The sequence below is a fragment of the Vreelandella rituensis genome (assembly GCF_003336665.1).
GTDB classification, from domain to species: Bacteria; Pseudomonadota; Gammaproteobacteria; order Pseudomonadales; family Halomonadaceae; genus Vreelandella; species Vreelandella rituensis.
Genome location: NZ_QPIJ01000052.1, coordinates 15,061 through 29,700, shown reverse-complemented (window position 1 = coordinate 29,700; position 14,640 = coordinate 15,061). Strand labels below are relative to the sequence as shown.

General features: G+C 59.1%; 13 protein-coding genes and 1 pseudogene. 12 read left to right on the top strand and 2 right to left on the bottom strand.

Annotation, left to right across the window (positions count from 1 at the left end; genetic code table 11):
- The 8 genes and pseudogenes from DU506_RS16935 to murB form a co-directional block, all read left to right on the top strand.
- A pseudogene (locus DU506_RS16935) lies at positions 1–357 on the top strand (RNA-guided endonuclease InsQ/TnpB family protein); the annotation flags it as partial.
- Between the two features lie 159 nt (positions 358–516).
- Positions 517–960: an MBL fold metallo-hydrolase gene (locus DU506_RS22275; RefSeq protein WP_235825730.1), complete on the top strand. Its 444-nt coding sequence runs from the start codon at positions 517–519 to the stop codon at positions 958–960.
- 26 nt (positions 961–986) lie between these two features.
- Complete coding sequence (locus tag DU506_RS22270) at positions 987–1,421, top strand: ComEC/Rec2 family competence protein (RefSeq protein WP_235825727.1); 435 nt, start codon at positions 987–989, stop codon at positions 1,419–1,421.
- 57 nt (positions 1,422–1,478) lie between these two features.
- Positions 1,479–3,218 (top strand): lipid A export permease/ATP-binding protein MsbA, encoded by a 1,740-nt coding sequence (gene msbA / locus DU506_RS16925; RefSeq protein ID WP_235825724.1) that lies wholly within the window; start codon positions 1,479–1,481, stop codon positions 3,216–3,218.
- Positions 3,215–4,240, top strand: a complete 1,026-nt coding sequence (gene lpxK, locus DU506_RS16920; RefSeq protein WP_114488065.1) for a tetraacyldisaccharide 4'-kinase — start codon at positions 3,215–3,217, stop codon at positions 4,238–4,240. Before msbA ends, lpxK begins: the two co-directional genes overlap by 4 nt.
- Before the next feature lie 15 nt (positions 4,241–4,255).
- Entirely contained in the window at positions 4,256–4,465 is a 210-nt protein-coding gene (locus DU506_RS16915) for a Trm112 family protein (protein ID WP_114488064.1), read from the top strand.
- Complete coding sequence (kdsB, locus tag DU506_RS16910) at positions 4,465–5,253, top strand: 3-deoxy-manno-octulosonate cytidylyltransferase (protein ID WP_114488063.1); 789 nt, start codon at positions 4,465–4,467, stop codon at positions 5,251–5,253. Before DU506_RS16915 ends, kdsB begins: the two co-directional genes overlap by 1 nt.
- 18 nt (positions 5,254–5,271) lie before the next feature.
- Complete coding sequence (gene murB / locus DU506_RS16905) at positions 5,272–6,282, top strand: UDP-N-acetylmuramate dehydrogenase (RefSeq protein ID WP_114488062.1); 1,011 nt, start codon at positions 5,272–5,274, stop codon at positions 6,280–6,282.
- 108 nt (positions 6,283–6,390) lie between these two features.
- On the opposite strand, the gene DU506_RS16900 is transcribed toward murB, so the two are convergent.
- Positions 6,391–9,756: an Rne/Rng family ribonuclease gene (locus tag DU506_RS16900; RefSeq protein WP_114488061.1), complete on the bottom strand. Its 3,366-nt coding sequence runs from the start codon at positions 9,754–9,756 to the stop codon at positions 6,391–6,393.
- Positions 9,757–10,498: 742 nt separating this feature from the next.
- Here DU506_RS16900 and DU506_RS16895 point away from each other — a divergent pair.
- From DU506_RS16895 to sppA, 3 genes are read left to right on the top strand one after another with little or no spacing between them, the layout of a single operon-like run.
- Positions 10,499–11,452 carry an RluA family pseudouridine synthase gene (locus tag DU506_RS16895; RefSeq protein ID WP_114488060.1) on the top strand — a complete coding sequence of 318 codons (954 nt, stop codon included), beginning with the start codon at positions 10,499–10,501 and terminating at the stop codon, positions 11,450–11,452.
- A 1-nt stretch (position 11,453) separates the two neighbouring features.
- Complete coding sequence (locus tag DU506_RS16890) at positions 11,454–12,104, top strand: HAD family hydrolase (protein WP_114488059.1); 651 nt, start codon at positions 11,454–11,456, stop codon at positions 12,102–12,104.
- Between the two features lie 37 nt (positions 12,105–12,141).
- Positions 12,142–13,290: a signal peptide peptidase SppA gene (gene sppA, locus DU506_RS16885; protein WP_114488058.1), complete on the top strand. Its 1,149-nt coding sequence runs from the start codon at positions 12,142–12,144 to the stop codon at positions 13,288–13,290.
- Between the two features lie 16 nt (positions 13,291–13,306).
- Here the strand turns inward: sppA and DU506_RS16880 are convergent, their stop codons facing one another.
- On the bottom strand, positions 13,307–13,924 hold the full coding sequence (locus tag DU506_RS16880) for a Maf family protein (RefSeq protein WP_235825721.1): 618 nt from the start codon (positions 13,922–13,924) through the stop codon (positions 13,307–13,309).
- Between the two features lie 138 nt (positions 13,925–14,062).
- Here DU506_RS16880 and DU506_RS16875 point away from each other — a divergent pair, with 138 nt between their 5' ends.
- Complete coding sequence (locus DU506_RS16875) at positions 14,063–14,605, top strand: YceD family protein (RefSeq protein ID WP_114488057.1); 543 nt, start codon at positions 14,063–14,065, stop codon at positions 14,603–14,605.
- The last annotated feature ends 35 nt before the right edge of the window (positions 14,606–14,640 follow it).

Here is a 14,640-nt window from a genome sequence, read left to right as displayed (position 1 = left end):
CCTTCATAAACTCACCCGGCAGATCGTCAACGAGAACCAAGTGATCTGTGCTGAAAGCCTCGCGGTGAAAAACATGGTCAAGAACCGGTCGCTCGCGAAAGCCATCAGCGATGTGGGCTGGTGCGCCAACTTGAGTACAAGGCCGCATGGGCGGGGCGTCAGTTCGTCCAGATCGACCGCTGGTACCCCAGCAGCAAACGCTGCCATGGCTGCGGGTTTGTCGTCGAATCCTTGCCGCTCAATGTGCGCACCTGGGACTGTCCGGACTGCGGCACCCAAGGCATCGACCGCGACGTCAATGCCGCCCGCAACATCCTACAAGCCGGCACCGCGCTGTTAGCCGTTGCTGAGAGTTGAAGCAATACCGAGGGGCACTCGGGAAGTTACGCCTGTGGAGTTTGTGTAAGACCGGCAATGCCAAGGTATTGAGGCGACGGACAGCGAAGCAGGAACCTGGGAGGTGACGACCAGGGAAACCCCTTCCACAAGCGCGCTAGCACTGAAGGTGGGGGAGGATTGTCAAGGGTACCCTCTCATGAAACATTCACGCCGCTGGCATGGGGACTGGCCCTGCTGGCACTGTGCTGGGGCCTGCCCGGGTTGCTGTCCTGGTTACGTCTGGGCGTTAGTGCCACGCTGGTGCTGGTGCCGTTGCACAGTCCTGCTCCCTGGCCTGAAGGGCAGCTGCGTGTCACCGTGCATGACGTGGGGCAGGGGCAGTTGATCGAGCTGCGCAGAGCGAACTATCGCCTGTTGTATGATACCGGTCCGCGATTTCGCTCAGGCTTCATGCCGCTTGCCACATTGTGGCCGCCCGGGCAGCGTTTTGACAGCGTGATCGTAAGCCATGCCGATACCGATCACGCCGGTGGCGTTACCGATTTATCCGACGATCATCAAGTGGCAGGCTTTCTGGCACCGCGGGGCGAAATCATCGATGTGAATATCGCAACCTGCTGAGTGGAAGAACCTGGCAGCGTGATGGTGTGACGTACTGCTTGCTATGGCCGCCTCGGGCGGACAATGATTTCTCACCCAATGACCGCTCCTGTGTGCTGGAAGTCACCGTGGGTACGCATCGGCTGCTGATTACCGGCGATGTGACTTTATCAATCGAGCGTCGCTTCTTGCTCGAGGTCGGCGGTAAGGTGGATATCCTGCTGGCCGGCCATCATGGCAGCCGCTCAAGTTCCGGGATGCAATTCGTGCGAGAGGTGTCGCCCGAGCATGTGATGTTCAGTGCCGGCCGCGATAATGCCTTCCAGCATCCGGCGGATGAGGTGGTAAGACGCTTTCGTCGACAGGGGAGTGGCCTGTGGAGTACTGCCCAGGATGGCGCCTTGCGGGTATGGCTGGGTGGTGACGAAAAGCTTGGAGTAACGGCTATGCGCGATGTGCCCGGCAGGGCGGGGCGGTGTTGATGCAAGACGCCATGAGGTAGAATCGCGCGCAATGAACATCAAATGTCGGGAGCCTATGTGACTCACCAATCTGGTTGGACACTCTACAAACGCCTGCTGAACTATGTGAAGCCGCATTGGCGTGCATTCGCGCTGGCCATTGTGGGGTATGTCATCTACGCCGGTTCCTCGACGGCCCTGGCGGAGATGATGAAGCGCCTGATTGACGGCATCCAGAATCCCGATGCCGGTTTTCGCCTGTTCCTGCCGCTGTTCGTGATAGGGATGTTCGCCGCGCGAGGCCTGGGCACCTTCCTGGGCACCTATTTCATGACCTCGGTGGCGCGGCATGTGATTCATGCGCTGCGTTGCAATGTTTTCGACCACTTGCTGCATTTGCCCGGTGATTTCTTCGACCAGCATTCCAGCGGCCATCTGGTTTCAAGGGTTACCTATCATGTGGAGCAGGTGGCCGGTGCCGCGACTAAGGCTGTCACCATCATATTGCGCGAAGGGTTGTTCGTGTTGGGGTTGCTGGCGTATCTGCTCTGGACGAACTGGATGTTGACGCTGTTGTTCGTGGCGGTAACTCCGCTTATCGGTGGCGTGGTCAGTTACGCCAGCAAGCGCTTTCGGCGTATTTCCCGGCGCATCCAGCACACCATGGGCGATGTGACGCATGTGGCTTCCGAAGCCCTTTCGGGATATCGGGTGGTGCGCACCCATGGGGCGGAAGCCTACGAAAAACAACGCTTTGCTCGAGTCAGTGAAGAAAATCGTCGCCAGAGCATGAAAGAGGCCATGACCAAGGCCACCAGTACGCCGGTCATCCAGCTACTGGTAGCTCTATCTCTGGCCCTGCTGGTGTGGGTGGCGATGGCACCGAGCTTGCTGGATAACATGACGCCGGGAGAGTTCGTGGCGTTCATTACCGCTGCCGCCCTGATGGCCAAACCGATACGCCAGCTCACCGAAGTCAACAGCGAAATCCAAAAGGGGATTGCCGCGGCGGACGAGTTGTTCGGTCTGCTAGGCATAATGCCGGAGCAGGACGAGGGCGATTACGTCGTTGAGCGGTTGCAGGGAAACCTAGTGCTGAAAGACGTCGGCTTTCGTTACGCCGAAGAGAAACCCGAGGTGCTCAACCACATCGACCTGGAAGTGAAATCGGGAGAAATGATCGCCATCGTCGGGCGTTCCGGCAGTGGCAAGTCCACCCTGGTGAGTTTGCTGCCGCGCTTTTATCGGCCCAGCCAGGGCGAGATCTACCTGGACGGTATCGCCCTCAATCGCTATCGCCTGGGGCCATTGCGCCGACAGATCGCCCTAGTGTCCCAGCAGGTTACCTTGTTCAATGCCTCGGTCGCCGACAACATTGCCTACGGTGTGGAAAATCCCGATCCAGCCGCCATTGAAACAGCGGCACGTGCCGCTTATGCCGACGAATTCATCGAACAGCTGCCGCAGGGCTACGCGACCATCGTAGGGGAAAACGGTGTCATGCTTTCCGGCGGACAACGCCAGCGACTAGCTATCGCTCGGGCGATTTTCAAGGATGCCCCGATCCTGATTCTTGACGAGGCCACGTCAGCGCTGGATACCGAGTCGGAGCGCTATATTCAACAGGCGCTGGAACAGGTTTGTCGGGGGCGTACCACCCTGGTGATCGCCCATCGCCTGTCAACAATTGAGCGGGCGGATCGCATTGTGGTGATGGAGCAAGGCAGAATCGTCGAACAAGGCTCCCATCATGAATTGCTGGCCAGACAAGGTGCCTATGCGGCGTTGCATCAGTTGCAGTTTCAGGACGTATCGTGAATCTGGCCGAGCGTTGGTCGCAAGCCGCTTATCAGGGGAGTCGCTGGCTGGTGCCGTTGCGTCCCCTGGCCGCTGTATACCGCCAAATTATCGCTCGCCGTGCTCATGCTTATGCGGTGGGGCGTAAACCCGTATGGCGGGCACCGGTACCGGTGATCGTGGTCGGTAATATCACTCTGGGCGGTACCGGCAAGTCACCGCTGGTGGCTTGGCTTGGGCGTTGGTTGGTCGAGCAGGGTTACAAGCCGGGCATCGTTTCGCGTGGCTATGGCGGCAAGGCGCCCACCTATCCGCTGGAGGTCACCCCCGATACCTGCGCTAGCCACAGCGGTGATGAGCCATTGATGCTGGCACAGCAAACCGGGCTGCCGGTGGTGGTTGACCCGCAGCGCGCCCGCGGTGCTGAATACCTGGTAGCGAGCGGCTGCACTATCATTATCAGTGACGACGGCTTGCAGCATCTGGCGTTGGGGCGGGATATCGAGCTGGTGGTGATCGATGGTGCTCGAGGCCTGGGAAATGGGCAATGCCTGCCTGCCGGTCCATTGCGTGAGCCGGCCAAGCGTCTGGCCTATGTGGACAAGGTCATCATAAACGGTAGTGAAAGCGGAGCCGGGCACAGCAAGATCAACGATGCCCTTGAAGCAAGCACACCGCCTGTGAAGATGAGTTTGGCACCGAGTGCCTGGCGCAGACTCAGCGATGGCAAACGGCTGCCGTTATCGCCGTTACCGTTTGAGTTGCCGGTACATGGGCTTGCCGGCATCGGCCATCCGCAGCGATTCTTTTCTACCCTGGAAGCCTTGGGCATAGAGGGCAGCTGGCACCCGTTGGGAGACCATCATCGTTTCAGTGCGGCCGATTTTGCCTTCGATGACCCCCGGCCGGTGGTGATTACCGCCAAGGACGCGGTCAAATGTCATGATGTGGCTGGTCCCGAGACTTGGGTGCTGGAAGTCGAAGCGCTACTTCCGGCAGATTTTGAACATTGGCTGGCAGCGCGACTGCTGAGTATTACCTGAACTGGAGAATTACCGATGGATAAGGAACTGCTGGCGATGCTGGTTTGCCCTCTTTGCAAGGGTAAGCTGAAATACGATCGCGAAGCTCGCGAATTGCGCTGTCATTATGACGGTCTGGCTTACCCCATTCGTGACGACATTCCGGTCATGCTGCCGGAAGAGGCGCGTGTGATGGATGTCGATGAAAAACTGCATACCTCTCCGGGACGCACAGGAGAGGCGTGATGGCCCAGGCTGATTTTATTGCCGTAGTGCCGGCGCGTTATGCCTCGACCCGACTGCCGGGCAAGCCGCTACTGCAAATTGCCGGTGAACCCATGGTGGCGCATGTATGGCGGCGTGCCTGCGAAAGCGCGGCCAGCCGCGTGGTGGTGGCCACCGACGATGCACGCATTGAGCAAGTAATGCGCGCCTATGGGGCCGACGTGGTGATGACGCGTGCGGATCATCCTTCGGGGACGGACCGGCTGGCTGAAGTTGCCGCTACGCTGGGGCTGGCCGATGAAGCCTTGTTGGTCAATGTGCAGGGTGACGAGCCATTGATTCCCCCTGCTCTGATCAACCAGGTCGCGGCCCGCCTGGCGGATGACGACGCGGCTTCCATTGCCACGCTTGCCGAACCCATCAGCGATATCGACACGCTATTTAATCCCAATGTGGTGAAAGTGGTGCGCGCCCTCAGCGGACGGGCACTGTATTTCTCCCGAGCCCCGATACCTTGGGACAGGCAGCATTTCCAGACGCGCCCGGCGCTTTTGCAAACCGATGCCTGGCTGCGCCATATCGGGCTCTATGCCTATCGTGCCGGGTTTCTGCGCGATTACCTTGATTGGCCGCCGGCCCCGCTGGAGCAGTTAGAGCAACTCGAACAACTGCGGGCGCTTCATCATGGTCATGGCATTCAGGTGGCGCTGGCCTGTGAGATCAATCCCGCCGGTGTCGATACCGCCGAAGATTTGGCTCGGGTAAGAGCCTTGCTGGAAACATCATCCTCTTATGGAAGGCCCCTATGAATAGGCGCCTTATGTGCCATGCGCTGTAACGTGCATCAGCGGGTTTGTCTGGCGCAGGCCAATACCCTGCAACTGCCCTGTGTGGCGGAGTACTTTGCTGCCCCACAAACGCTCAGCCAGCTTCGCCAACGCTTGGCGCAGGCAAGAAAAGCCGGCTGGCCGGTCACGGTATTAGGCGGCGGTAGCAATGTATTGCTACCCGAGTTTCTTCCCGGTCTGACGGTTACCCCGGCGATGCAGCAGTGGTGGCTGGAGACTGGGGAAAACGAGGTTCATCTGCATGTGGGCGCCGGGGTTGCCTGGCATCCGCTGGTGATGGAGATGGCGGCGCGAGGGTTATGGGGGATTGAAAACCTAGCGCTTATTCCCGGGCACTGCGGGGCTGCCCCGATCCAGAATATCGGCGCCTATGGCGTCGAGTTGGCGGATGTGCTCGAAGCCGTTCAAGTCATGGATATCCTCAGCGGAAAATTGCGCTGGCTGACCCATGCGCAATGTGAGTTCGGCTATCGCGACAGCATTTTCAAGCGTGCCTTGGCTAACCGGGTGGTGATTACCCGGCTGGTCATGCGACTGACCCGCACACCAGCCCCTCGGCTGGGTTATGGCGATCTGGCGGCACGCCTGGGAAAGCAACCGACGGCATTGGAGGTGGCTCAGGCGGTGAGTGATATTCGTCGCGAAAAGCTACCCGACCCCCAAGAGCTTGCCAATGCCGGCAGTTTTTTCAAGAACCCCTTGGTGAGTGCTGAACGGGCCGAGCGCTTGCGAGGTAAGTACCCGTCATTACCCAGCTTTCCTCAAGCGGATGGGCGAGTCAAACTGGCCGCTGGTTGGTTGATTGAGCAGTGCGGGTTGAAAGGCAGGCGCAGCGGGGCGTTCGGTGTGCATGAACGCCAAGCCTTGGTACTGGTACATTTTGGCGGAGGAACTCGCAAGGAGTTGCTTGAAGTGGCCGCCTGGGTGAGCGGTGAGGTGGAGGCAACTTTCGACGTCGCGCTTGAGCCGGAGCCACGCTTTATCGGTTGATGTCTTGTTGAGCAATACCGTACGCGATACAAAAGAGCCCGCAAGCAGTGCTTGCGGGCTCTTTTTCTTTCTCTTGCTGGGTATTCTAACTATTCAGCTGAATCACGCTTAGTCAGACGACCCTTCCTGCTGTTGGCTGCGCTGTACGCGCGGGTCGTTATGCGCACGCCGGCGACGGCGAGGCGGTTTGCTTTCAGTGGGCTGAATCATTTCGCCAGGCACCATGTTAGTGCCGGCTTCGGCCTTTTCCTCAGCAGGCTTTTCCACTTCGGCAATGGGTGCGGCTTCTGACGTTTCCTGAGTCGGCGACTGTTCAGCCTCGGTGCTTTCAGGAATAGTCATTTCAGCAGGCGTGTCACCAGAAGCAGTCTCTTCGTTACCCACTTTTTTGGAATCAGCCTCTTCTGCAACAGCAGGCGCCGGTTGGCCAGCTGCCGGTGTTTCAGTCTTGGCAACGGTCTCTTCAGGAACGGCCTCTTCAGGCATCTTTTCAGCAACAGCTTCTTCAGGTGCCGCTTTTTCGTCAGCTGGCGCCAGCTGGTCGGCAGAAGGCTCTTCAGTCCTTTGCTCTGAGTTTTCTTTCGGCTCAGGTTCAGGCGTTTTTGGAGCGTCAGCAACCGGCGCAGGTTCCGGCGCTACTTCTGGCTTCTCGCTGACCGGTTCCGGTTCAGCTGTTTCGGCAACCGGCTCAGGAACTGTCTTAACCGCTTCTTCTGCGGCTTCGGTAGTTTCTGAGGGGGCTTGCGACGCCTCGACTGCGGTCTTGCTTGGCTTTGCTTCGTGCTGGGACTCGGATGCTTCTACGGGCGTTTGCACCTCGGGCTCAGCGCTTTTCGCAGCCTCGGTTTCAACGCTGGCTTCAGCGTTGGTTTCAACTTCAGTTTCAGCCTTAACCTCAAGCTCAGCTTCAGCCTTGGGTGCCGTTTTGGGCTGGGTGTCCTCGGCTTTCTCGGCTGTTGCCGGTTGCGGGGTTACAGCCGCTGTGGGTTCAGCCGGGACGCTTTCCGTTGCCGGGCTTGCTGCGGCTGCCTTGGCGGCTTCCGCAACGGCCCGAGCCTGAAGCTTTTGCTGTTCGCTTTCCGCTTCAGGGCTAATGGCGTGCTTGCGCGTACGGTTACGTGGGTTGTTGCGGGTAGGCTTAGGCTTGTCGTCAGCCTGCCTGTCATCGGCTTGCTTGGCTTTCGGCTCCGGCTGTTGCGTCTGAGTCACCTGAGTATCGGCTGCCGCAGCCTGGGGCTCGTTCTTGCCGCCGCGGGCACTTTTCTCACGTCCGCCACCGTCTCTGACGGTATCACGACCGGATGCTTCGCGAGACGTTTCACTACGCGTACTGTCACGCCGTGAGGTATCACGCTCCTTGGTGGGGGCGTCACTTTCCTTGCGCACACTCTTGGGAGTGGTGTCCTGGGCCGTCTTGGGCTCTTCCTGGCGTTGCTGGCGGTTGCGGTTGTTGCGTGTCCGGGCCGGGCCGCTTCGCTCATCGCTGCTCGGCTTGTCACTGCGCGCTGCAGCTGGGCGCTGTTCGCGGCTGGCCGGTTGGGCCTTGGCATTGCGCTGGGTGCTTTCGCGTGAACGCTCGGCGGGCTTCTGCGGGCGCTGACGCTCTTGCTTGGCAGCGTCTTCCTGGGGTGGGGGGGTGGATGTTTCTTCTCCGCCCAGGAACTTAGCCATACCGCGGATCAAGCGGTTGAGGACGCCGGTAGAGGCCTCGCCACGAGGTGTGGGTGCGGCTGGTGCGCTGGGGGCGGGTGCGCTGGGTGCAGGTGCTGCCCGCGTTCTGCTGGGCGTCGCTGCTGGAGGTGCCGTCGGTTCCGGTTCTGGCTCCGGTATCGGAGCTGCTGGATGATCCTTTTGCAGGGACGTCGGAGCGGGGGCACTATGCACCACACTTTTGACGGCTGCTTCGTCACGCATGGCCGGCGGGGTAAAGCCGGGGTCCGGCTCCTTGCCAACATCGGTGTCCGTGGAAAGCTCGAAGCTCGACAGGGAAGCACCTTCTTCGTCCATGTGATCATCGCGCAGACGTTGGACGTCGTAGTGCGGGGTGTCCATATCCGGGTTGGGCAGCAGCAAGACGCGCACGTCCTGACGTGCTTCGATATCCGCCAGAACGCTGCGTTTTTCGTTGAGCAGGTAAGTCGCTACCGGGACCGGGAGGATGGCGCGGATCTGGGCGCTACGCTCTTTCATGGCTTCTTCTTCGATCAAGCGCATGATCGAAAGCGACAATGAACGCACGTCGCGGATGGTGCCCTGGCCGTTACAGCGTGGGCAGACCACACCGCTGGTTTCACCCAGAGAAGGCCGCAGGCGTTGACGCGACATTTCCATCAGGCCGAAACGTGAGATGCGTCCGATCTGAACCCGGGCGCGATCCAGCTTCAATGCATCGCGCATGCGATTTTCAACTTCACGCTGGTTACGCGCCGGCCCCATGTCGATGAAGTCGATCACTACCAGGCCGCCGATATCACGCAAACGTAGCTGGCGGGCGATCTCGTCGGCCGCTTCGGAATTGGTCTGAAGGGCGGTTTCTTCGATGTCACTGCCGCGAGTGGCGCGTGCCGAGTTGATATCGATGGAGACCAACGCTTCGGTATGGTCGATCACGATCGAGCCACCGGAAGGCAGTTTGACTTCACGCTGGTAGGCGGTCTCGATCTGGGATTCGATCTGAAAGCGCGAGAACAGCGGCACTTCATCGGTGTAGAGCTTGATCTTCTGCTGGTAGGAGGGCATTACCTGGCGAATGAACGCCAAGGCTTCCGCGTGCACTTCGGGGCTGTCGATCAGGACTTCGCCAATATCCTGGCGCAGGTAGTCGCGCATGGCGCGAATGATGACATTGGATTCCCGATAAATCAGAAAGGGTGCCGAGCGCTTGCTGGCTTCATCGGTGACCGAGTCCCATACCTGGGACAGGTAGTCGAGATCCCACTGCAACTCTTCGGGGCTTCGGCCGATACCGGCGGTGCGCACGATCAGGCCCATCTTGTCGGGCACGGCCAGATCGCCCATGGCTTCCTTGAGTTGAGCCCGCTCTTCCCCTTCAATGCGCCGCGAGATGCCGCCGGCGCGAGGGTTGTTGGGCATCAATACCAGAAAGCGCCCGGCCAGGCTGATGAAAGTGGTCAGGGCGGCGCCCTTGTTGCCGCGCTCTTCCTTGTCTACCTGAACGGTAACTTCCTGGCCTTCCTTGAGGACTTCCTTGATGCTGGGTCGGCCGGAAACGTCCTTGAGAAAATATTCGCGGGAAATTTCCTTGAGGGGCAAGAAGCCGTGACGTTCCGCACCGAAGTCGACAAAGGCGGCTTCGAGTGAAGGTTCTACCCGGGTGATCTTGCCACGATAGATATTGGCTTTTTTCTGTTCCCGCGCCCCGGACTCGATGTCCAGGTCGTATAGGCGTTGACCATCGACAAGCGCGACGCGCAGCTCTTCGGGCTGGGTCGCATTGATAAGCATCCGTTTCATGTTGTCTCGCATGACGTTACGTGTCGGCACGTGCTTCTATACCGGTCATGTGTACCTGCATAGAAGAGGCCGCGCAGTCGAGCCGCTGGATGCTATGTGCTTGTACTGTCATGTCGCAGATGCAAAAGCACCCGGCAGTGAAGAGACATGGCGTCTTTTCAGTGCCTGATCATGTGGAGTACGTGGCAAAGGCAGGACATGTTTCGGTGGGTGTCACGCCCATCCGGCCCTGCTGACTCCGCCCACACCTGGCATTCATCGATTCGCCAACGCCGGCCACCGGCACGATGTTGAGTGTGTCACCTGGCCCGGACATCACCTTGTGACGTGAAGGTGGCGCCGTGCCGGGCGTTGCGTTAATCAATGACCCGAAACATTGTCAGGGTCACGTAAACCTGCCGTCTGCCTATCTTTATTACGCTGAATCCATTGACAGCGGGGATGGCGACAGGACGGTAGGTTTTACTGCATTTCGTGCTGTGTATTTTTCTATAATGTAATGACACCAACGCATGGATTATTATCCAATCACGCCGTTATCCAATGTTGCTATTCAATTAGTCGTGCTCCGGCCTGCGTGTTGGTCGGGCAGGCGCGTTCTCCAGCGATGGTTTTACACTCGCATCGCATGGAGTGAATGCAGTTTGGAATATAACAGTAAAGCCTGTCACCGGCAATTGACGCATTACGTCGGGCACTACGTTAGAATGCCGTTTTCAGCGTTGAAGCAGGAGAGTTCGGCATGGCCGAAGGGCGTGAAGTGCAGTGGGTGGAAATCGCCCCGGAACAGGCGGGTCAACGCATTGATAATTTCTTGCTGACGCGCCTGAAAGGGGCGCCACGCGCCCTGATTTATCGGATTGTGCGTAAAGGCGAAGTGCGGGTTAACAAAAAGCGCATCAAGGCTGATTATCGGTTGGTGGCGGGTGATCTATTGCGCATTCCGCCCTTGCGTCTGGCGCCTCGGGAGGCGGTAAAGGAAGTCAGCGACAATCTGCGCGACCTTCTCGTGGGCAGTGTTATCATGGAAGGTCCGCAATGGATGGTGCTTAATAAGCCTTCGGGTCTTGCGGTGCATGGCGGCAGCGGGGTCAAGATCGGCTTGATTGAAGCCTTGCGCCAAGTGCGCGACGACCTGGATTTTCTGGAGCTGGTGCATCGCCTGGATCGGGACACCTCTGGATGCCTGTTGTTGGCTAAGTCGCGCGAAGCCCTGTTGACGCTCAATGAAGCGTTGAAAAAACATGCCATGGACAAGCGTTATCTCGCCCTGGTCGCAGGGCGCTGGCCGGCGCGCAAGAGTTACGTCAGTGGACGGCTTGAGCGCTTTGAATTGGGCAATGGCGAACGCCGAGTACGTGTCGACCCCGAAGGCAAGGTGGCGCGCACCCACTTCGCCGTGGTGGAAACCTTCGAAAACGCTACCTTGATTGAAGCGGAACCGGTGACGGGCCGTACCCACCAGATTCGAGTGCATGCCGCCCACGCCGGCTACCCCTTGTTGGGGGACAGCAAGTACGGCGTTCGGGGCAGCGAACAAGTAGCCGCGCGACTGGGCGTGGACCGCTTGTTTCTGCATGCGCGTTCCTTGACCTTTCCAGAGCCCAATAATGGACGTCCGGTCACGGTGAAGGCGCCACTGCCTGAGGTGTTGGAGTCCGTGCTGACACGGGCACGCAGCAAGCAAAGGAACTGATATGCGCTACGAGCTGATCATCTTCGACTGGGACGGTACCCTGATGAATTCGGTGCCGCGTATCGTTTCCTGCATGCAGGCCGCCGCGCTTGAAGCCGAGTGGGGCGAGCTGGAAAGTGCGGCGGTACGCGACATCATCGGCCTGGGCTTGCCGGAAGCGATTGCGGTGCTGTGCCCGGGCATTCAGGCTGCGCAAGCGCAGCGTGTGCATGACCGCTATGCGCAGCATTTCGTTGAGCTCGATATGACCCCCATGGCATTTTTCGACGGCGTGGAAACCGGTGTCGCGCGACTTCGCAAGCGCGAGCAGCAGCGTTTGGCCGTGGCCACGGGCAAGAGCCGGCGTGGACTCGACCGTATATTTACCGAGACCGCCAGTGGAGGCTGGTTTCATGGTAGCCGCACAGCGGATGAAACCCGTTCCAAGCCACACCCTCAAATGCTTGAAGAGCTTCTCGCTGAATTGGCAGTGCCGGTGGAGCGTGCGGTGATGGTCGGCGATACTGAATATGATCTGGAAATGGCGCGAGCCATGGGAATGGATCGTGTCGCCGTCACTTACGGGGTGCATGCGCCGGAGCGTTTGGCCGCCAGCCGCCCGGTATGTGTGGCGGAATCTGTGGGTGAGCTGTTCGATTGGCTAGATGGCTGATGCCGGCTCGCTTCCTTGGACTCGATAAGGATATTTCATGAGCGACGATACCTCGACCGTAGACGATGCCCGTAACCGCAGAAACGCCGACCGGGAGACAGAAGTGGGCGACGGCAACGACGATCCGTGGACGGAAGGTCCTCAAGTTGCGCTGAAAAACTCGCGCAAGGGGAAATCAGGAAAATCCGATGAGGCGACCGGTTTTCCCGGCGACGATGCCGAGACGCTGCGTGAGCGTCAGCGACTGGCACAATTGGATATGCTCGACCATTGGATTGGGGGCGTGCTTGCCGAGCAGCGACGCAGTCGCCGCTGGAAGCTTTTTTTTCGCTTTCTGTTGATCGCGTTGATCGCAGCGCTGCTGTTCGCTCCCTTTTATCGCTTCTTTTGGGAAGGACCGGGAGGAGCAGAATTCGGTCGCGACCATCTCGGCGTGGTGGAGATCCAAGGGGTCATCGCCAGAGACTCACCGGCGAGTGCCGAGCGCATCATTGAAGGGATGAGGCGTGCCTGGGAGGCGGAAAATAGCGTTGCGGTAATATTGCATATTGATAGCCCGGGTGGCAGCCCTGTGCAGTCTCAGCGTGTCTACGCTGAAGTAATGCGACTGCGTGAAGCGGGAGACAAGCCTATCGTGGCGGTCATCGAGGATATCGGGGCCAGTGGCGGTTATTATATTGCCGCTGCCGCTGATGAAATCGTGGCGTCCCCAGCCAGCCTGGTCGGCTCCATCGGCGTGGCTTATTCCGGGTTTGGCTTCGAAGAAGCCATGTCCGAGCTGGGTGTCGAGCGTCGCTTGCTGACGGCCGGAGACAACAAGGGGTTTCTCGACCCTTTTCAGGCGTTCGAGGAAGAGGACAGGCGGTTCTGGCAAGCGGTGCTGGATGATACGCATCAGCAATTCATCAATGCCGTTCGCGCCGGCCGCGGTGACCGCTTGAGTGACAACGAGGCGCTGTTCTCCGGTCTGGTCTGGAGCGGCGCGCAGAGCCTCGAGCTAGGTCTGATCGATACGCTGGCCAGCATGGAGGATGTGGGCCGCCAGCTTTTGCCTGAACCTCAGTGGGTGGATTATACGCCCCAGCTTGATCCTTTCGAGCGTTTTACCCGTGGTTTTACCCGCACTGCCGCTCAAGTGCTGGGGCTGGAAGTATCCGCGTCACCGTTACGCTTTCAAGCCCGCTAAAGGCTCAGATTCGAGCTTAAGTATCATCTGCGCCAAGGGGGTCGAGCCCGGCTTGGCGCAGCATGTCGCATAGTGCTATCAACGGCAGGCCGACCAATGCATTGGGGTCGCGCCCTTCCAGCTTTTCAAACAGGGCGATGCCCAGTCCTTCCATGCGAAAACTGCCAGCGCTATCCAGAGGCTGTTCTTTCTCGACATAACGCTGAATCTCGGCCTCTGTGAGGCTGCGAAACACCACCTCGAATGGCTCGACATGTACCTGATGGCGTGAGTGGCGCGTATCCAGCAGCGCCAGTCCCGTGAGAAACGTCACCCGTTGACCGGAAAAGCGCGCCAGGTTGTTTCGGGCGCGTTGCTTGGTGTGCGGTTTGCCCAGAATCTCGCCTTCGAACACCGCAACCTGGTCGGAGCCGATGATGCAATGCGCGGGAAAGCGTTCGGCGACGGCATGCGCTTTGCTCATCGCCAGGCGGTGAACGAGTGCTCGAGGTGTTTCCCCCAGGTGGGGCGTTTCGTCGATATCAGGGCTATGACACTGATAGGGTAACCGCAGGCGATCGAGTAAGCCGCGCCGCCAGGGCGAGCTGGAGGCGAGCACCAGGGTTGGGTCGAGCGAGGGCGGGGTGGCAGGCAAGGCGAACCTCCTGAGAATAAAAAGGATGGTGTCAGGCGCATCAGGATAAGCGGCGGGACGAAATGGCGATAGTCTATATCAAGATTTGTCCGCGATGGCTTTGACAGGGGCAGGGCGAGTGCCTATCATTGCGCGCCTATGTTGACCTCACAACTCCCCAGCCGGGTTGAGCCTTATAAGCTTGCAGCCCGCCGCGAACGACTGGAAGGCAGCGTGGCAATGAATCAATTGCCACGTCTAGCCGATGAAGTCGGCCCCCAAACCGGCGACTGTCATGTCGTACTGGAATTTGGTGCCGATGCCCAGGGACGTCGCGAAATACGTGGACACCTTCAAGCGACGCTGGCATTGCCTTGCCGCCGTTGCATGGAGCCTATGGCCCAAGCGGTCGAAAGTGACTTCCTGTTGGGGATGGTGACCAGCGACACGCTTGCTGCTGATTTGCCTGCCAGTCACGAACCGGTGCTGGTGGAAAATGAACAGCTGGACCTGCTGACGGTAATCGAGGATGAACTTATCCTCAGTTTGCCGCAGGTGGTTTATCACGACGAGGCTGATTGTCATGTCTCGGCGGAGCAGTTGGTCAGCAACACGGACAGCGAAGTGGCGAAGCCGGCTGCCGAAAATCCATTTGCGGTACTCAAAGCCTTGAAAGACAAGAGTTTGAAAGGCAAGAAGTAACGCATTTTTTACGCTATATATCTTGGAGTAATGAC